The organism is Alkalibacillus flavidus, assembly GCF_040545925.1.
In the GTDB taxonomy this organism is placed as follows: domain Bacteria; phylum Bacillota; class Bacilli; order Bacillales; family Alkalibacillaceae; genus Alkalibacillus; species Alkalibacillus flavidus.
The window spans coordinates 87,273-105,513 of sequence record NZ_JBEPMX010000006.1 but is presented as its reverse complement, the minus strand read 5'-3'; the positions used below and the strand labels follow the sequence as shown (position 1 = coordinate 105,513).

Below are 18,241 nucleotides of genomic sequence, written 5' to 3'. Positions count from 1 at the left end.
GTATACATAAAAAACAACTTCCTAGATAGATGTAGGAAGTTGTTTTTTGGTTTAATGACTTATAAAAACACCAACGCCAAAATACCGACGATGAGGCAGTAGTAAGCGAAGTATTTTAATTTGCCGGCTGTCATAATGTTAATGAATAAGAGTAGCGCGATGTAAGATGAGAAGATCGCAGCAATCAGAGCAATCAGATAGAGCATAAACTGACTCGACACTTCTGGGTTGCCTAATACATCACTGACAGCGAAAATCATCGTCCCGACACTGACAGGGATGTACATTAAAAAGGAAAACCGTAATGCACTACGGCGTTTCATCCCAACAAGCATCGAAGCGACAATCGTTGCGCCTGAACGGCTAATACCTGGTACAAGGGCAACGGCTTGGGCAAACCCGACGATGACGGCATCTTTTATCGTCAATTGCTCATCGTCTTTATGGCCGTGAAAGTTGCGGATAATCCACAAAGCGATGGCGGTTAAAATAAGCGTTACGCCGACGAGTTTAACACGGTCAGAAATTTCTCCGATCGAATCCTCTAATAAGACGCCTAACAATCCAGCTGGAATCGTCGCGATGATTAAGAGAAAGGCGTAGCGAAAATCAGCCCGTGATGCTTCGTCTCGGTTAAATAAAAACCGACTACTTCCGACGATAAGCTGCCATATATCTCGTCTATATATAGTTACGACAGCGATTAATGAGCCGAAGTTAATAAAGGCTTCAAAGGTAATGCCAGTGTTCCCTATATCAAATAACGATCTGAGCATGACTAAATGCCCGCTCGATGAAATCGGAATCGGTTCGGTGAAGCCTTGGAATAACCCTAAAAATATGTATTGCATCAGTTCAACAAAATCGTTCAATGCATGAAACCTCCTCAACAATAATAGAATGTGCACATAACCCGACTGTCTTGAATACATTGTACGTGAAAGGGGAGGTAATTATGGTACATGAAACGAAACAGCCTGCGTATGATTGGTGTCAGCAACATATGGATCAACATGTTTTATTAGAAACGACAACAGGCGATCAAATTGAAGGTTACGTCTGTGGTTTAGATGATGAGCATGTTCATTTAGTCGTCCCATCGCAACACGTCCCGCAATTCCCTGTTCGCCCGTACGGATATGGCCCACATAGCTATGGTGGTTACGGTCCACAAGGGTATGGTTATCCGCCGTTTCAATATGGATTAAGCCGTTTAATTATTCCACTTACATTTGTGGCGGCATTGAGTTTATTACCGTGGTAGTTCAACATAAAAAAGGAGGTTGACTTACCGATTGGAAGTCAACCTCAGTTGTTGCATTGTATCATTCATAGTCAGGACGAATGAGCGTCATTCTTCGTCCGTAATAACCGTTTCACCTAGAATGACGGTGGCAAGTGTGAAGACGACGGCAATGCCAATAGCGGCTGATAAATTAAAGCTAATGCCTGCCATACTTCCGATTACATATACGATCATGGCACTTAATAAAAAGCTCCAAACTGCTGTTGAAATTAAACGCATATAGTTCACCTCATTTATCTATACATTCCACACCTTAGTGTATCAAAGCTTGGCTAAAAAATAAATAAAAAAATTGTGACGGTTGAGTGAGGAGATCCTGGTATGAAAGTATTTGTCTATCCGTGTTTTCATCCATTTGGTTTTCAAGTGATGGAATATTATTTGTATGCCGGTCACGATGTTGTGGGTCATGACGAATTAGAAACAGATGAAGCGTGGCATTATTATGCGATGGTGGCACGCCATGCTAAATTTACGTTCGTTGAAGATGATGGACGTGATTATGAACCGTTTCATGAAGCGATTTGTATTGGCGAGACGTGTCCTGTGGAAGCCGACCGTGTGTCTGTTATCACGCTTGATTTAGAGCAGTGAATTCGGGGGTTCGCGATTTTGTTTAAAATAAAATCGTTGAAATCGGTGGATAATTTGATAAAATTAGAACCAGGTCATAATATATGATGATAGAAGTTAATCGTTAGGAGATGACGCGATATGAAAGCGGGTTTAATCGGAACGGGCCATTATGTGCCTGAGAAGGTTTTAACGAATTTCGATATGGAGAAGATCGTCGATACGTCCGATGAGTGGATTCGTACGCGAACGGGGATTGAAGAGCGTCGGATTGCAACGGATGATATGGACACGTCTGATTTAGCGTATGAAGCAGCGGTTGGGGCTTTAGATGAAGCGGGTCTTAGCGGCGAAGATTTAGATATGATTTTAGTGGCAACGGTGACATCGGATATGGGCTTTCCGTCTGTGGCGTGTCAGTTGCAAAACCGACTAGGCGCACGGCAAATTCCAGCGATGGATGTTAGTGCGGCTTGTGCAGGGTTTATGTATGGTGTTATTACGGCGAAGCAGTTTGTTGAAGCGGGCGTGCACCAAAATATTTTGGTGATTGGCGTTGAGAAATTGTCGAAAATCACGAACTGGGAAGATCGTAATACAGCGGTTTTATTCGGTGATGGTGCAGGCGCAGCGATTGTTTCGAATGTTTCAGAAGAGCGCGGTATTTTAGCGCATGAATTAGGTAGTGATGGGACAGGCATTCCATATTTACATCAAACCGATGAAGATGTGATTTATATGAATGGGCGTGAAGTGTTTAAATTCGCGGTCCGTAAGATGGCTGATTCTTCATTAAATGTGGTCCATCAAGCAGGTTTAACAAAGGATGATGTTGACTACTTGATCCCACACCAAGCGAATATTCGAATTATGGAAGCGGCTAGACAGAATTTAGAGATTCCGGTTGAAAAAATGTCGAAATCGGTAGATCGTTATGGTAATACATCGGCGGCGTCGATTCCGATTGCATTGTCAGAAGATGTTAAAGCGGGTAGAATAAAAGAAGATGATGTTGTCGTACTCGTTGGATTTGGCGGTGGCCTCACATGGGGTGCTGTCGCTATAAAATGGGGTAAATAATGTCTGAAGAATCGTATTTTTAAAGGAGGATGAATATCATGTCAAAGAGACGTGTAGTCGTGACAGGCTTAGGCACAGTCTCACCTGTCGGTAATGATGTTGAAACGATGTGGCAAAATGTTTTAGACGGTTATGTTGGCATTGACGGTGTGACGAAAGTGGATGCTGATGAATTTCCGGCGAAAATCGCAGCAGAATTGAAAGATTTTGATCCTGGGAACTATATGGACAAACGTGATGCGAAGAAGATGGACTTGTTTACGCAATACGCGGTGGCAGCGTCGAAAATGGCGATTGACGATGCCGATTTAACAATTGATGAGAGCAACGCTGACCGAACGGGGGTTTGGATTGGCTCTGGTATTGGTGGTATGACGACATATGAAGAGCAGTTTCGTAAGTTTTTAGACAAAGGTCAACGTCGCGTCAGTCCATTTTTCGTGCCGATGATGATTCCGGATATGGCAGCGGGCCAAGTGTCGATTATGTTTGGAGCGAAAGGGATTAATTCGTGTACAGTGACAGCGTGTGCATCTGGGACGAACTCGATCGGCGATGCGTTTAAGGTGATCGAGCGTGGTGATGCGGATACGATGATTACAGGTGGTGCGGAATCACCGATTAATAATATGTCATTTGCTGGTTTCTCCAGTTCTAAAGCATTGACGACGAATCAAGATCCGAAAACAGCGAGCCGTCCGTTTGACAACGATCGTGACGGTTTTGTCATGGGTGAAGGGGCAGGCGTGTTGATTTTAGAATCACTCGAATCGGCCCAAGCGCGTGGCGCGAAAATTTACGCGGAGATCGTCGGTTACGGCTCAACAGGGGATGCGTATCATATTACGGCACCAGCCCCAGAAGGTGAAGGGGCAGCTCGCGCGATGCAGCAAGCGCTAGATGATGCTGAGATGAGCGGTGACGCTGTGCAATATATTAACGCGCACGGCACGAGTACGGCGTATAATGATCAGTTTGAGACGCAAGCAGTGAAGACGGTGTTTGGCGATCATGCTTACGATTTAGCGATGAGCTCAACGAAATCAATGACTGGTCACTTATTAGGTGCTGCTGGCGGTTTGGAAGCGATCATTTCGGTGTTAGCATTACAAGATCAAGTGATGCCTCCGACAGTGAACTATGAAACGCCTGATCCAGACTGTGATTTGGATTATGTGCCGAATGAGAAGCGTGAAGCTGAATTGAGTACTGTGATGACGAACTCACTCGGCTTCGGCGGCCACAACGCGTCACTCGTGTTTAAAACGTTTGAAGGATAATGAGAATAGAATTGAATGCCCTGCATCGCGACAGTTGTCGTGATGCAGGTTTTTTATGTTTGGGGTTGTCTGCTTTTGAACTTATTCAATAACTCCCTTGAGTTATTGAATAAGTACCTTGAATTATGAAATAAATAAGGGGAGTTTTGAAATAAATTCGGTGATTTATTTCAAAACTAGATAGGAAAACACTATTTCCCGGGACATAATTCGCTAATCTTTTTGTGGTAGTAGTCCGTATGTTTCTAACATCTCACACATAAACTATATTACGAATACTTAGACGTAGCAGCATTGGACGGGCATCGATGGAATAGGGGATGCACGTATGTGGGCGTTGTTCATATTTTTTCTAGGTTTTGGGTTTACTTGCGTTGGGGCTGTTTCGATTATCGGCTATTTAAACTTTCTGCCGGTTGGGATGGGATGGGGAGATTTCATCGTGTTTATTTATAAGCGGCCAGAGTGCTATTTGTTGCCAGTTGGGTTTGTATTGATCATTTTTTCGATGTATAAAAACCCATTTATCTCATAAATTAGGAATAAAAATATGTCACTTGGTGATAATGAGCATAAACAGAAAAACGTCAGAAGTGAGGGATGACGATGATCTATGTTCATGATATTTGGGTGAACTGGTTCGAAGGTGAAGAAAACGGTTATAACGTCTGTCAATTTTTCGAGTGGCGTAAACAAGATTCGATTGAGCTATTAGACCAGGTCCCCGTCGTGTATGTGACGCGCCCGTTGTTTGATTACATAGAAAATGATATGGCTGATTTACCGCCGATGTTATTGGAAGCGGTTTATAAACGGGCTTACTTGAAGAAAAAACATAAACGTCTCGCTTTAGATTATTGTTTTATTGTGACGGATGGCGAGCATGTCCTGGCTGTGGATACGTTAGGTTATCAAATTCCGGTTCGAAAAAGTCGGGTGATTCCGAGACAAGAGCGATTGATTTTGGACTTAATTTCGCATAAACAGGCGCAAGATTTTGCTTATAAGCCGAAGAAACAAACGGGTGCGCGGCATATATTGTCATTACACCCGAAGTATATGACGGGCCTGACGCGAAAAGAACGGCAGTTGAAGCATTTATTAATGTTAATGATTGATCAGCTCGGGCAGGCTAAACGACTCGATGAACTGCGATACTGGTTAACCGAATGGCGCCCCGAAGAGTATGATGCGATTCAAGGGATGACGTTTGATGAAGGGTATGCATGTTTGCTAGATGAGGCGAAGCAAGGTTGGAGCGTGAAGCATGATGAGATTTGTGAAAAAATGGCGAAAGGACAGCCGTTTTTTGAGCGATTGTGGGAAATGGAACAGCAGAAGAAGAATGTGTTAAAAAAGTGATGAGCGGTGTGTGCTTATCACTTTTTCAGCAGAATTTATCGAATAACTTATTGATTTTATGAAATAAAAGATAATAGTTATTTCATAAATTAACAAACTTATTTAATAAATAAAGTGATTTATTTAAAAACCCGCGGTGGACCCGCGGGTTTTTTCGTGTTTAGCGCTTCAAATGCACGCGTCCGATGCCCATTGCTTTTTTCGCTTTCATAAGCATTTTGTTGGCGACGCGATTAGCGTGATCAGCACCTTGGTCTAAAATATCATCTAATTCCTCAGATTCGTACAGTTCGTAGTATCGTTTTTGAATCGGTTCTAAGCCGTCGATCACGACTTGGGCGAGGTCTTGCTTGAATTCGCCGTAGCCTTTGCCGGCATATTTTTCGGAAATGTCTGCGACAGATTCACCTGAAAAGCCAGCATAAATATTGAGTAAATTCGAGATGCCGGGTTTGTCATCTGGTTTGTATTCGACGACACCTTCAGAATCGGTTACAGCGCTTTTAATTTTCTTCTCGATTTGTTTCGGTTCATCGAGCATGAAGATCGTTGCTTTATGGTTGTCATCTGATTTACTCATCTTACTCGTTGGGTCTTGCAACGACATAATGCGTGCGCCTTGTTCTGGGATGTGCGGTTCCGGCACGGTTAAAATATCGTTGTGCTGACGGTTAAAACGTTCGGCTAAATTACGCGTTAACTCAATATGCTGTTTTTGGTCTTCGCCGACAGGCACCATCGTCGTCGAATAAAGCAAAATATCCGCCGCCATGAGTGGTGGGTAAGTTAACAGGCCAGCTGAGACGCCGTCTTTTCCAGCTGATTTGTCTTTATACTGTGTCATACGCTCGAGTTCGCCGACGTAAGCGACACATTGTAAAATCCATGCCATTTGCGTATGCGCTGGCACTTCGGATTGAATGAATAACGTCGATCGTTCTGGGTCAATGCCGACGGATAAATAAAGCGCTGCGAGTGAACGAATTTCATTACGTAGTTTTAGTCGGTCTTGCGGTACTGTGATTGCGTGTTCATCTACGATACAAAAATAACACTGATTGTCGTCTTGCATTTTCGGGAAACGACTTAACGCCCCTAAATAGTTGCCGATGGTTAATGATCCACTCGGTTGAATGCCTGAAAAAATCGTACTCATATGTATCACCTCTACGAATTAGTTGTCATAAAAAAATCCACTCTCCCAATAAAAAGGGACGAATGGAATCGCGGTGCCACCCTTGTTACCTACTATAAGGTCACTCAAGTTAGCGATGTAACGTTCGCTAGACGGATCTTATCAGCTCATGAGGCCCAATTTCCGACTTAACATAACGTCTGTTTTCACTAGCCAGACTCACTGTTGTTAGTGGTTAAGAGGTACTTATCCTCAATCGATGCTTCCGTTTATGCAGTTGATTATATTATATGGAAGTTTTCGTTCAAGTGCAAGGTTTAAGTTAGGATTACCTGTCACAAAAATTTTATAAAATAAATTATCAATTTTTTCAACAAAACTGCTTTAAAACAGATTATAATAGAAGTAGAGAAAAACAACTTTGGGGGAATGATACAATGAGAAAGTATCAATTAGTGCTATCGATTATGTTATGTTTGGGGGTCTTGTCGTTTGGCTTAAGTAGTCCAGCCTTTGCGGATGAAGAGACTGAGTCAGAAATGTCTAGTGTTGCATTTCATTCTACATATAGTCATGCTTTAGAAAATAAAACGCTACCAGACCCAATTCCGCGTTTTATTTATGACGCAGGGTTAGATTTTGAGTATCCTGAAGCGGTACGTGGTATTTATTTAACGGGCCATTCCGCTGGTGGATCGCGGTTTGAAGATTTAGTGTCGTTTGTGAATGATACGCCGCTTAACTCAATGGTCATTGATGTGAAAGATGACTATGGTAATGTGACATATGAGTTAGATGAAGATCATGTGGCACATGACGTGTCAAACAGTATTATTGATGAGCCACGTGCGATGTTAGAGCGTTTAGAAAAAGAAGAGATTTACCCGATTGCACGTGTCGTCGTGTTTAAAGATACGAAGCTGGCTGAAAAGCGCCCTGAATGGTCGTTTAGAGACGGTGGTAGTGTTTGGAAAAACGGGCGTGATGAAGCCTTTGTCAATCCGTTTGTGAAAGATGTGTGGGAGTATAATTTAGAGATTGCGAAAGATGCTGCGGAATTAGGCTTTCAAGAGATTCAATTCGATTACGTTCGTTTCCCTGAAGGCTTTGAGCATCGCGATGAGGAGTTAGAGTATTCGCGCGGTGAATATGACGATGCGAGCTTAGATAACGTGCGTGAGCGTGTGACAGCGGTGAATGAATTTGTAGAGTATGCTTATCAAGAATTAGAACAGTATGATATTGATGTGTCAGTTGATATTTTCGGTTATACAGCGACGATCGAGGACGCACCAGGAATCGGTCAAAACTTCCTCGGTATCTCAGACAATGTGGATGTTATTTCGTCGATGATTTATCCGAGTCACTGGACGCCGTATTTCGGAATCAGTGAACCAGACCGTGAACCGTATAAGTTAGTGAGTGAATATTCGAAGGCAGAAAACGAGTTGCTCAGTCAACTTGACGATGCTCCAACGTCACGACCTTGGTTGCAAGACTTTACGGCATCATGGCTTTATTCACCTGGTAATGTGTTTACTTATGGTGGAGATGAAGTGACAGCTCAAATTCAAGCCCTTTATGACAATGGTATATATGAATATTTATTGTGGGATGCGAGCAACAACTATTCCCGTGATGCGAATTTCGACCCGCAATAAGATGAAGGAGGAAAGCCTCGGTGTTCGCCGAGGCTTTTTCTATGCCATGATAAGAAATCTATATACTTATTAAATAATTCGGTTTAGTTATTTCATAAGTAAGTGGATTTATCTCAAAAATAGCGAGAGTTATTTCAAAAATAAAGCGATTTATTTCAAAACTCAAATGCAGTATTGCTTCGCCTGTCGTATAGTTTGTATTCAAGATAAATTCCTTCGCAAATTTTGGCTATGTGGTTGAATACGTCCGTTTATAAATGAATATTTGAGGGATTATAAGGTCAAGGTCATCTAGTTACGGCAAATGGCCATTAACGCTGATCATTCCGCATTAATGGCATTTAACAGCTTTTTCCGAAAACTTTATAATGAAGAGTGGATATGAACGAACGAGGAAAATTTAAACCAAACCAAAGAAGGAGCAGATGTATGAACTGGTATGAAAAGTTAAATGAATACTTTCCGGTCGAAGAAATGAAATCAAAGGAACATATGGAACGGTTATTAAAAGAACGAAGCGACGTTTATTATAAAGACGAAGGCGAACACCACGTCATGATGTATGCAGAATTTGATGCGTTTATTTTTATTGATTATGTGTACGTCTCGCCGAAAGCGCGCGGGCAAGGAATGGGCCAGAAATTGCTAGATCAATTAAAAGAAAGCGGTAAGCCAATTATTTTAGAAGTGGAACCGGTCGATTATGACGACACAGACACAGCGAAACGGTTACGCTTCTATCAACGTGAAGGGTTCGAGCACGCGCAATCAATCGGTTATACGCGCCGCTCACTTGCGACAAATGAATTGAATACGTTAGAAATTTTATATTGGTCGCCAAACGAAGCGTCAGAAGATATGATTTATGAACAGATGCGTACATTATATGAAGAAATTCATACGTACAAAGATGAAGAACTATACGGCGAATCGTATCAGCCAGTTGAAGAAGTATTGACGATTGACCAAGAGGAGAAAGAAGATTTATTTGATGCATTAAAAGAACCTAAAGGGGTATAGGTGAGAACAGGTCACAAGGCGTGGCCTGTTTTTTGTTAGAATGTCGATTTTGTGATGTGTTTAACAGACACTCATCTTATACCATGCCATACTACGACTAAAGTTATTCCGATTCGAGGTAGCTTGTAATCAAATTGTAATTAAAAAGGACTATAAATACATGCTTTTCTGTGTTAAAATGAATTAAAAGCGAACGTATTTTCGGATGTTCTTTTGAATTTAAAATAAAAAATGTCGGAAATACATGTTTAAATTTTTCCTGAACGGGAAAACCATGAATAAGACAAAAGTTAAAATGTGCCTATTTCTTGAAAAACTAATTGAGACCTCTTTTCAATTACATACTTTTGTTGTATAATCAAATTAAGTTAGATTAGATTGATTCTAAATTAATATCAATTTTAATTGATTTGTTTCATGTCTTAAGCCGATAAAAGGAGAGTGAATGGCATGGTAACGTTATTTACATCACCAAGTTGTACGTCTTGCCGTAAAGCGAGAGCGTGGTTAGAGGAACATGAGATTCCATTTGAAGAGCGTAATATTTTCTCAGATACATTGTCAAAAGATGAAATCAAAGAGATTTTACGTATGACAGAGGATGGAACAGATGAGATTGTCTCGAAACGTTCTAAAGTGTTCCAAACATTAGATGTAGGGTTAGATCAAATGCCACTTAAAGATTTGATTGACCTAATTCAAGAAAACCCAGGCTTATTACGTCGTCCGATTATTATGGATGATAAACGTCTACAAGTCGGGTATAACGAAGATGAAATTCGTCGTTTCTTACCACGTAATGTACGTTCATTCCAATTAGAAGAAGCGAAACGATTAGTTAATTAAGATTTATGCGTTATATAATGAAAAGCCGGACCAGCGATGATTGGTTCGGCTTTTGTCGTTTTTTAAATGTGGCGATGTCTTGACACAAAGCCTATCATTAATGTGACAAGCATAATAAAAGCGGGCCAAATAAGACTATTGTAAGGCACGTTTGTCCAAATGGTTTGAAGCTTGTCTTCTTTAAGCATCAGTTCTGCACTCGTATACGCCAGTAGCATTGCCCCTATATAGATTATGCTTGGAAAACGTTGCATGGCACGTAAAATGAGTTTACTCCCGAATATGATTAGTGGGACTGATACGATTAAACCGAATAATATGAGATACATGTTATTATTTGCAGCAGCTGAAATAGCGAGCACATTGTCAAAACTCATCACGACATCGGCGATAATGATCGTTTTCACAGCACCGAGTAACGTCGATGAGCTTTGGACTGTTGGATCGTGAGCATCTTGTTCGCGTAATAACTGAATGGCGATGTAAAATAACAATAGACCGCCTATTAATTGAACATAAGGCATGGTTAATAAAAATAACGCTATAGTTGCGAGGATAAATCGGGAGGCAATCGCTAAGACAGTTCCAAGAAAAATGGCTTTCTGTTGCAGGTTTGCTGGGAGTTTACGACTAGCCATGGCAATGACGATTGCATTATCACTACCTAGTATTAAATCGATTCCAATAATGATAATAATGGCTTTTATGAGATCCCAATTGAATTCTAATAAAAATTCCATGAAAAAACCTCCTTTTATGACGTGACAAATGGCGATATATGTTTTAAAATAGTGGACTAAATACACGAATTCATCGTTGTAAGAATTGTCGCACAGCTTGTTTCAGATTCGGGCAAACATGGAATTTGAAAAAGCCATTCGAAAGCATTTTCGAATGAATTGGACTTAACATAAACTATGATTAAGACAAATGCTTTATGACATGATTGAATAAGACGATGTTCGGGTATGGTTATAGTAAGACGAAACGGGTAAGTCCTTCCCAAAATGTATTAAAGGTTAGAAGGGAGAGGAAAAACAATGGAAATAGAAAGAATTAATGAAAACACATTAAAATTTTATATATCTTATCAGGATATTGAAGAACGTGGGTTTACACGTGAAGATATTTGGTATAATCGTGAAAAAGGCGAAGAACTCTTTTGGGAAATGATGGATGAAGTGAATGACCATGAAGACTTTAGCGTTGATGGTCCGTTATGGATTCAAGTTCAAGCGATGGATAAAGGATTAGAAATTGTTGTGACAAAAGCACAAATTTCAAAAGACGGTAATAAGTTAGAGTTACCTGATGCTGATGATCCAAATAGCCAGAGCGTCACACATGAGCTAGAAAACTTTATGGATCAAAGCTTCTCGAAAGAATCAAATGATTCAAATGAAGCTAAGACGAAGAAGAAAAAAAAGAAGCACTTGGATGACGATTTAACATTGACGGTCGTGTTTGATGATATAGAAGATGCGATTTCGTTAAGTCAATCGGTCATTGATACTCGTTTTATTACAGACCGTATGTATGCTTTTGACGGACAATATTTCATTCATATCGGATTCCCGAATGGTTTCTTAAGCGAAGACGAGCAGGAAGATTACATCAGTCGCCTGCTTGAATTCGGCGAAGAGTCTGCGATGACGAAGCACTACCTAACTGAATACGGCATCGAAGTCTTTGAAGAAGACGCGATGAAACAGTTGAGAACGCATTTCGATTAAAGTGTAAGCAAGCTTGTTAAGTTAGCAAGCTTGCTTTTTTTGTGCGTGTTTGTCACTTATTAAATAAGTAAACGTATTTATGAAATAAATGCGGACAGTTTTGAAATAAGTGAATGCATTTATTTCAAAACTGAAGGGAGTTATTTAATAAATAAAGAAGGCAAAAAATTAGTTAGCGGAGCGATTAACTGTTTAAAACTGAAAAATCGTTTAACCAATCAAAATAAAGGGAAATATTGTGAATAAGTCGCAATCGACATGATTTTTGTTTGGTTGCAAATATGTGACAAATTCTTTACGCTAACATTATCACGTGTTTTAAAAGGGTGAACGTGAGGGGAAGAGAGGCTTTGACATTATGCTGAAGTGGATTCAGGTGCTGGTATTTACCGCGATTGTCGTAGCAATCGGGTATTTTTCGTACGTCATTTGGGAAGGTCGGATTATTACGACGTTCTCTCTTTTTGTGACGATATCAGCTGTTTTAATTGGTTTTATTATTTTTATTGAAAACCGCGATCCATCGCAAACACTTAATTGGATTTTAGTATTCGCAGCGTTTCCGGTGTTAGGCTTCTTCTTCTATTTAATTTTTGGACGTAACTATCAAAAACGAAAACGTTACGATGAAAAACAAGAACAGGACGAAGAAGCGTTTAGTAAAATTGAAGGGAAGCGACCGATTCAAGAAGAAGAGCTTAATCAAATGGGGGACCACCAAAAGATGTTCTTCCGTTTGGCTCATCATTTAGGAAGCTCTCCGGTATCTTTCGGATCTGATACGTGGGTGTTGACGAATGGTTCCGAAAAATTTTCGAAATTGCTTGAGGCGTTAAAAGAGGCACGCCATCATATCCATTTAGAGTATTATATCGTAAGGCATGACGAGATCGGCCAAGAGATAAAAGACATCTTAATTGAGAAGGCGAAAGAAGGGGTCGAAGTTCGTTTTCTTTACGATGCGGTCGGAAGTTGGCAATTATCAGAAGGGTATAAACATGATTTACGTGAAGCTGGTGTCCATCTTAAAGCGTTTGCGCCAGTTAAGCTCCCGTTTATCGGAAACCGAATTAATTTCCGTAACCATCGTAAAATTGTCGTCGTCGATGGTGAACAAGGGTTTATGGGTGGCTTAAATATTGGTGATGAATATTTAGGCCGTACCGCGCAATTTGGCGAATGGCGTGACACACATTTATACGTTCGAGGTGAGGCAGTACGAACGCTTCAATTAATCTTTTTGCAAGATTGGTATTATGAAACGAATGAATCGCTGTTAACGCAAAATTACTTGTCACCTGAAATGGTTGTGACGAACAATCAGGCAGGCGGTGTGCAAATGATTGCTGACGGTCCTGATACGCAGTGGGAAAACATTAAGAAACTGTACTTCTCAATGATTATTTCGGCTAAAAAATCAATCTGGATCGCGTCACCATACTTTATTCCAGATGATGATATTTTGACAGCGTTGAAGGTCGCGAGCTTAAGCGGTGTGGACGTGCGCTTAATCATGCCGAGTGTGCCGGATAAACGAATTGTCTTTTACGCGTCTCGCTCGTATTATCCTGAATTGATGGAAGCGGGTGTGACGGTGTATGAGTACGGCCGTGGTTTCTTGCACAGTAAGATTATGATTGTCGATGAAGAATTAGCATCAATCGGCACGTCTAACATGGATATGCGCAGTTTTCATTTGAATTTTGAAGTGAATGCGTTTTTATTCCGTACCGATAGCACCGTGAAACTCGTTGAAGATTTTCAGCGTGATTTGAATGAATCACATGAAATCGATCCAGCTCAATTTAATCAACGATCGATTTTCATACGTGTGATGGAGTCGCTATTTCGCTTATTGTCACCGTTGTTATAAGACAGCGGTGACAAGTTATATCAGATGATGAAACGGAGTGGTGTCTATTGTTGAAAGCATTAAATGAACAGGGACAGGCTGTGATCGCGTTTAGTCAACCTAAAGAAAAACTAGACGCATTAAGGCAAGAACGTTTAACTTGTCCTGCTTGCGAGGCACCTGTATTGCTTAAGGCAGGCACGATCAATATTCCTCATTTTGCTCATGAACGTGATGCATCTTGTGATTATGGTGCAGGCGAATCAGAAACCCATTTGACTGGGAAAATGCATTTAGCTACGTGGTTATTTCGCCAACAATATCCAGTATACCTCGAACAATATATTAAGGCGATTGACCAACGCGCTGATGTGTTAACGAAAGTAAAAGATACGTATGTCGCGTTCGAATATCAATGCTCATCCATTGATGCTGATGAATTGTTAGCGCGTACTGAAGGCTATATGTCACAAGGGATTATACCGATTTGGATTTTCGGGCCGAATTTCCGCAAACCGTATCAACTGTCATTTTACCGTGTCACCCCATCGATGCGTACGGCAATATTAAGTGAACCGTATGCTAAAACCCCTCGTTTTTTCACTTACGATCCTGCCGATTATTCACTACACATTCACGAAACGGATTTTATACACCAACACAATGCATTTACGACAACTTCGCATGAACCGATTTCAAATTGGTCACTTCCACATTTATTTGCTCACCGTGCTCCACAATCAAATCAAACAGCGGGACGACAATGGTTAAAACAAAAACAACGCTTTCGTTCGAAACAGCGGCAATTTCATTCAGATGTCGAACGAGACTACATGAATTATTTGTACAGTCAGTCGTTGCATCCGCAATTTTTACCTTCCTCTATTTACTTACCTGCAGCTAACTATCATGTGTATCAGACACCTGTGTATATATGGCAAACGTCGTTCATTATTGACTGTTTTAATGAATTAGAAGTTGGTGAACGATTCGATTGGCAAGATATTGTTGGGATGATGGATGTCTTCTTTCACGATCGTTTAACGTCAGCTTATCCTGGACAACCAATTCACCCACTTTATGATTATATGAATACGCTTGAAACACTCGGATTGTTGACGAAGACCTCGCCAAAAGAGTTTGAAAAGGTCAGTGACGTTGTCTTTCCAAAAACATTGGATGAAGCTTTGGCCTTAGATGAGAAGGCGATTGAAACGATGTTCCATGTACCTCAAACTGAAAATGTGAAGTAATTTATTTTACATTCTGCATTAACTTTTATAAAATAGTGAATTGTAAGAAAAATAGGGGTTAACGAGGAGGTTGCATCATGGCAACAGAATTAAAAACACGTGAAGAAGTCCCGACAGAGTTAACGTGGGATTTAGAAGCTATTTTTAAAACAGATGAAGAATGGGAAGAAGCATTACAAGCTTTGCACGATGAATTGCCAAAGATTACAGAATATAAGGGCAAAATTGCGGACTCATCGGACAACTTGTTAGCGGTTTTACAATTAGAAGACGACTTTCAAATCCGGATGCAAAAAGTGTTCGTTTATTCGCATATGCGTTCAGACCAAGATACGGCGAATAGTCAGTATCAGGACCAAGACGCACGTGCCAAAATGCTCGTGACGCAGATGATGAGTGCGTTTAGTTATGTGACACCAGAGATTTTGGCGATGGACGACGCGACGATTGAACAATATATTGCCGAGAATGATGCATTAAAACATTATGAGAAAACGCTACGCGATATTATGAAGTCGCGTCCACATGTGTTATCGGAAAAAGAAGAGGCGTTGTTAGCTGAAGCATCCGAAGTAACGCAAACGCCAGGCAATGCGTTTGGCATGCTGAATAATGCGGACATTCAATTTCCGACGATTACGGATGAAAATGGGGAGGAGACGCAATTATCGCACGGGCGTTTCCGTGATTTTCTAGATTCAAAAGATCGAAATGTGCGAAAGCAGGCGTTTGATGCGATGTACGATACGTTCGGCCAGTATCAAAACACATTTTCAGCGACAATTAGCGGTCAGGTGAAGAAGGCGAACTTTTTTGCGAAAACGCGAAATTACAATTCTGCGCGTGAAGCAGCGCTTGATAAGAACAATATCCCAGAAGACGTGTATGATAACTTATTAGAAGCGATTCATGATCGTCTGCCTTCGCTGCACCGTTACATGGCGCTTAAGAAGAAAATGTTAAATGTCGATGAGCTGCATATGTATGATATTTATGCGCCACTCGTTGATGAAAAGATGGATGTTACGATTGACGAAGCGAAGGATTGGGTGTTGAAAGGTTTAGCCCCTCTAGGTGAAGAGTATACGTCGATCGTGCAAAAAGGGTATGACGAGCGTTGGATTGATTGGTTAGAGACGAAAGGTAAACGGAGCGGCGCTTATTCATCGGGTGGTTATTTGACGAATCCGTATATTTTAATGAACTGGCAAGATAATGTCGATAACTTGTTTACGTTAGCGCATGAGCTTGGCCACTCGTTGCATAGTTATTACACGCATCAAAATCAGGCACCGCGTTACGGCAATTATTCGATTTTTGTGGCTGAAGTGGCGTCGACAGCGAATGAAGCGCTGTTAAATGATTATTTATTGAAAACGCTCGATAGTAAGCAGAAACGACTTTATTTATTGAATAATTTCTTAGAAGGGTTCCGTGCGACGGTATTCCGTCAGACGATGTTTGCTGAATTTGAGCATGAGATTCACCAACGTGATCAGCGTGGGGAAGCCCTAACAGCTGAGAAGTTAACGGAGCTTTATTATGATTTGAATAAACAATATTTCGGTGACAATGTTCATGTTGATGAGAAAATTGGTTTAGAGTGGGCGCGTATTCCGCATTTTTATATGGGGTATTACGTCTATCAATATGCAACAGGCTATTCAGCTGCGACGGCGCTTGCGGCTAAGATTTTAGACGAAGGCGAGCCTGCCGTTGAGAAATTCAAAGATTTCTTAAAAGCAGGAAGCAGTGAGGATCCAATTGACGTGCTGAAAAAAGCAGGCGTCGACATGACGACGAAAGCACCGATTTTAGAAGCACTCGATGTGTTTGAGGCGAAATTAGACGAATTTGAAGCGTTGTTAGAGGAATAGAGAAAAGCAGGTGGCGTTAGCCACCTGCTTTTTCATTCGCTTTGGATTTATTTCAAAAGTAGAGGAACTTATCTCATAAGTCGCTAGACTTATGAGATAAGTTTCATCAATTATTTAATAAGTTCCCCGAGTTATTTCAAAAATTGGCGGGGGGAATGTTTTTGGGTGATGGAGGCAATACATAAAAACAGAATGATAAATAAAAAAGGCATCGTAATGAGACGGGGGATGAGCTGCATCATCCCGAGTGTATGCAATAAAAAAGCACCTATAATCAGTATCAACCAAAATAGAAGTCGAATCATTATTATCGCTTCCTTTTTGATACTCATCATATGGTGCTTTTCCGTCTATTATGCTTGTTCGTTTTCGATATATTTCCAAAACGTACCGTATTTAACCGGAATCCGTTCAACTTTGCGGGTCAGTTGAAGTTTTTTCAACTCGCGCTCCGTTTTTTCTTCGCTCCAGTCAAAGACGACTTCGATTTCTTTTGAAGCCACAAATTTAAAATGGGATAAGAAATCAATTAATTCAGGTTTCACTGTAGGACGAGCAGCGCGCCCCATCACTTCGAATAATGCTTTAACGTATGAGTCGTAATCGTAAAGGCCGGATACTTTAAGGCCGTCTTCTGCTTCTTGTCTATTAAATAAGACGATGGATGGTGTTTGTTCAACCCCCATCTCTTGCGCAACGTGAATGTCACATTGTAGTGCCTTCTTTGCCGTGTGTGAATATAAATCGTGATAAAATTCATCAACGTCCAAATTGACTTTGTCAGCCACTTCTAATAAAACCGATTCATCTGAGATGTTCTGTTGATCGAGAAATAAGTATTCGCGCAGCTTCCGTAAAAAGTCAGTACTTAAACGGTGACCTTGTAATTCAGCTGCTTTAATAGCAAGCGACGTTAAGAGGGGAGATGAAACGGGATTGTTTTCGGAAATCGCATCATCACAATTCATCCCTGTTCGCCGCGACAATTTACGCCAAGAATATTGTAAGTTATCCGATCGGTTGAACGATGAAATGTTCATATCCGTCGATTTTCCTGTAATAATCGTTCGCAGTTTAAAATAGCAACCGTATTCCATCGCTAATTTTTTGATGTAGGGCTCGAACGACCAACATTCTGGACACAATGGGTCGACGAAAAAATATATTTCGACAGGTTTATTAAGTAAGTTACAGAAGTCAATTTGGGAATTGTCATTCGATGCAAGATTGTTCATGACATTCGCTGTTTGATCCACCACATCG

At 40.8% G+C, this 18,241-nt stretch carries 19 protein-coding genes and 1 other annotated feature; of the genes, 13 read left to right on the top strand and 6 right to left on the bottom strand.

What is annotated here, in order from left to right:
• Window positions 1–59 precede the first annotated feature (59 nt).
• Window positions 60–872 (bottom strand): undecaprenyl-diphosphate phosphatase, encoded by an 813-nt coding sequence (locus ABID56_RS07275; protein WP_377946569.1) that lies wholly within the window; start codon window positions 870–872, stop codon window positions 60–62.
• Window positions 873–955: 83 nt separating this feature from the next.
• On the opposite strand from ABID56_RS07275, the gene ABID56_RS07270 reads away from it, so the two are divergent.
• Window positions 956–1,264, top strand: coding sequence for a hypothetical protein (locus tag ABID56_RS07270; protein ID WP_354219962.1), 309 nt, complete (start codon window positions 956–958; stop codon window positions 1,262–1,264).
• Between the two features lie 87 nt (window positions 1,265–1,351).
• Here the strand turns inward: ABID56_RS07270 and ABID56_RS07265 are convergent, their stop codons facing one another.
• Entirely contained in the window at window positions 1,352–1,525 is a 174-nt protein-coding gene (locus ABID56_RS07265) for a DUF2929 family protein (protein WP_354219961.1), read from the bottom strand.
• Between the two features lie 102 nt (window positions 1,526–1,627).
• Here ABID56_RS07265 and ABID56_RS07260 point away from each other — a divergent pair, with 102 nt between their 5' ends.
• The 5 genes from ABID56_RS07260 (at window position 1,628) to ABID56_RS07245 (ending at window position 5,601) form a co-directional block, all read left to right on the top strand.
• Window positions 1,628–1,900 carry a hypothetical protein gene (locus tag ABID56_RS07260; protein WP_354219960.1) on the top strand — a complete coding sequence of 91 codons (273 nt, stop codon included), beginning with the start codon at window positions 1,628–1,630 and terminating at the stop codon, window positions 1,898–1,900.
• 120 nt (window positions 1,901–2,020) lie between these two features.
• Window positions 2,021–2,959, top strand: coding sequence for a beta-ketoacyl-ACP synthase III (locus ABID56_RS07255; RefSeq protein ID WP_354219959.1), 939 nt, complete (start codon window positions 2,021–2,023; stop codon window positions 2,957–2,959).
• A 38-nt stretch (window positions 2,960–2,997) separates the two neighbouring features.
• Window positions 2,998–4,239 (top strand): beta-ketoacyl-ACP synthase II, encoded by a 1,242-nt coding sequence (fabF, locus tag ABID56_RS07250; RefSeq protein WP_354219958.1) that lies wholly within the window; start codon window positions 2,998–3,000, stop codon window positions 4,237–4,239.
• Between the two features lie 328 nt (window positions 4,240–4,567).
• Window positions 4,568–4,774 carry a YuzI family membrane protein gene (locus tag ABID56_RS13015; RefSeq protein ID WP_494337577.1) on the top strand — a complete coding sequence of 69 codons (207 nt, stop codon included), beginning with the start codon at window positions 4,568–4,570 and terminating at the stop codon, window positions 4,772–4,774.
• A 71-nt stretch (window positions 4,775–4,845) separates the two neighbouring features.
• A complete protein-coding gene (locus tag ABID56_RS07245) occupies window positions 4,846–5,601 on the top strand; it encodes a DUF3603 family protein (RefSeq protein ID WP_354219957.1) in 756 nt (251 codons plus the stop codon).
• A 160-nt stretch (window positions 5,602–5,761) separates the two neighbouring features.
• Here the strand turns inward: ABID56_RS07245 and trpS are convergent, their stop codons facing one another.
• A complete protein-coding gene (trpS, locus tag ABID56_RS07240) occupies window positions 5,762–6,757 on the bottom strand; it encodes a tryptophan--tRNA ligase (RefSeq protein WP_354219956.1) in 996 nt (331 codons plus the stop codon).
• 51 nt (window positions 6,758–6,808) lie between these two features.
• Window positions 6,809–7,005 (bottom strand) — a binding site (T-box leader).
• Between the two features lie 168 nt (window positions 7,006–7,173).
• On the opposite strand from trpS, the gene ABID56_RS07235 reads away from it, so the two are divergent.
• The 3 genes from ABID56_RS07235 to spxA all read left to right on the top strand — a co-directional run bounded on the left by ABID56_RS07235 (window position 7,174) and on the right by spxA (window position 10,263).
• Complete coding sequence (locus ABID56_RS07235) at window positions 7,174–8,397, top strand: putative glycoside hydrolase (protein WP_354219955.1); 1,224 nt, start codon at window positions 7,174–7,176, stop codon at window positions 8,395–8,397.
• Window positions 8,398–8,826: 429 nt separating this feature from the next.
• Entirely contained in the window at window positions 8,827–9,417 is a 591-nt protein-coding gene (locus tag ABID56_RS07230; RefSeq protein WP_354219954.1) for a GNAT family N-acetyltransferase, read from the top strand.
• A gap of 450 nt (window positions 9,418–9,867) precedes the next feature.
• The gene (gene spxA, locus ABID56_RS07225; RefSeq protein WP_354219953.1) at window positions 9,868–10,263 is read left to right on the top strand and encodes a transcriptional regulator SpxA; all 396 of its coding nucleotides are present in this window, start codon (window positions 9,868–9,870) and stop codon (window positions 10,261–10,263) included.
• Between the two features lie 62 nt (window positions 10,264–10,325).
• Here the strand turns inward: spxA and ABID56_RS07220 are convergent, their stop codons facing one another.
• A complete protein-coding gene (locus tag ABID56_RS07220) occupies window positions 10,326–11,003 on the bottom strand; it encodes a TerC family protein (RefSeq protein ID WP_354219952.1) in 678 nt (225 codons plus the stop codon).
• 300 nt (window positions 11,004–11,303) lie between these two features.
• Here ABID56_RS07220 and mecA point away from each other — a divergent pair, with 300 nt between their 5' ends.
• The 4 genes from mecA to pepF all read left to right on the top strand — a co-directional run bounded on the left by mecA (window position 11,304) and on the right by pepF (window position 16,978).
• On the top strand, window positions 11,304–11,996 hold the full coding sequence (gene mecA, locus ABID56_RS07215) for an adaptor protein MecA (RefSeq protein WP_354219951.1): 693 nt from the start codon (window positions 11,304–11,306) through the stop codon (window positions 11,994–11,996).
• A 358-nt stretch (window positions 11,997–12,354) separates the two neighbouring features.
• Window positions 12,355–13,869, top strand: coding sequence for a cardiolipin synthase (gene cls, locus ABID56_RS07210; RefSeq protein ID WP_354219950.1), 1,515 nt, complete (start codon window positions 12,355–12,357; stop codon window positions 13,867–13,869).
• Between the two features lie 47 nt (window positions 13,870–13,916).
• Window positions 13,917–15,101 (top strand): competence protein CoiA, encoded by a 1,185-nt coding sequence (locus tag ABID56_RS07205; RefSeq protein WP_354219949.1) that lies wholly within the window; start codon window positions 13,917–13,919, stop codon window positions 15,099–15,101.
• 77 nt (window positions 15,102–15,178) lie between these two features.
• Window positions 15,179–16,978 (top strand): oligoendopeptidase F, encoded by a 1,800-nt coding sequence (gene pepF / locus ABID56_RS07200; RefSeq protein WP_354219948.1) that lies wholly within the window; start codon window positions 15,179–15,181, stop codon window positions 16,976–16,978.
• A 131-nt stretch (window positions 16,979–17,109) separates the two neighbouring features.
• Here the strand turns inward: pepF and ABID56_RS13010 are convergent, their stop codons facing one another.
• Both ABID56_RS13010 and ABID56_RS07195 read right to left on the bottom strand, forming a co-directional pair.
• The gene (locus ABID56_RS13010) at window positions 17,110–17,283 is read right to left on the bottom strand and encodes a hypothetical protein (RefSeq protein WP_494337576.1); all 174 of its coding nucleotides are present in this window, start codon (window positions 17,281–17,283) and stop codon (window positions 17,110–17,112) included.
• 48 nt (window positions 17,284–17,331) lie between these two features.
• Window positions 17,332–18,234 (bottom strand): ClpXP adapter SpxH family protein, encoded by a 903-nt coding sequence (locus tag ABID56_RS07195; protein ID WP_354219947.1) that lies wholly within the window; start codon window positions 18,232–18,234, stop codon window positions 17,332–17,334.
• Window positions 18,235–18,241: the final 7 nt, after the last annotated feature.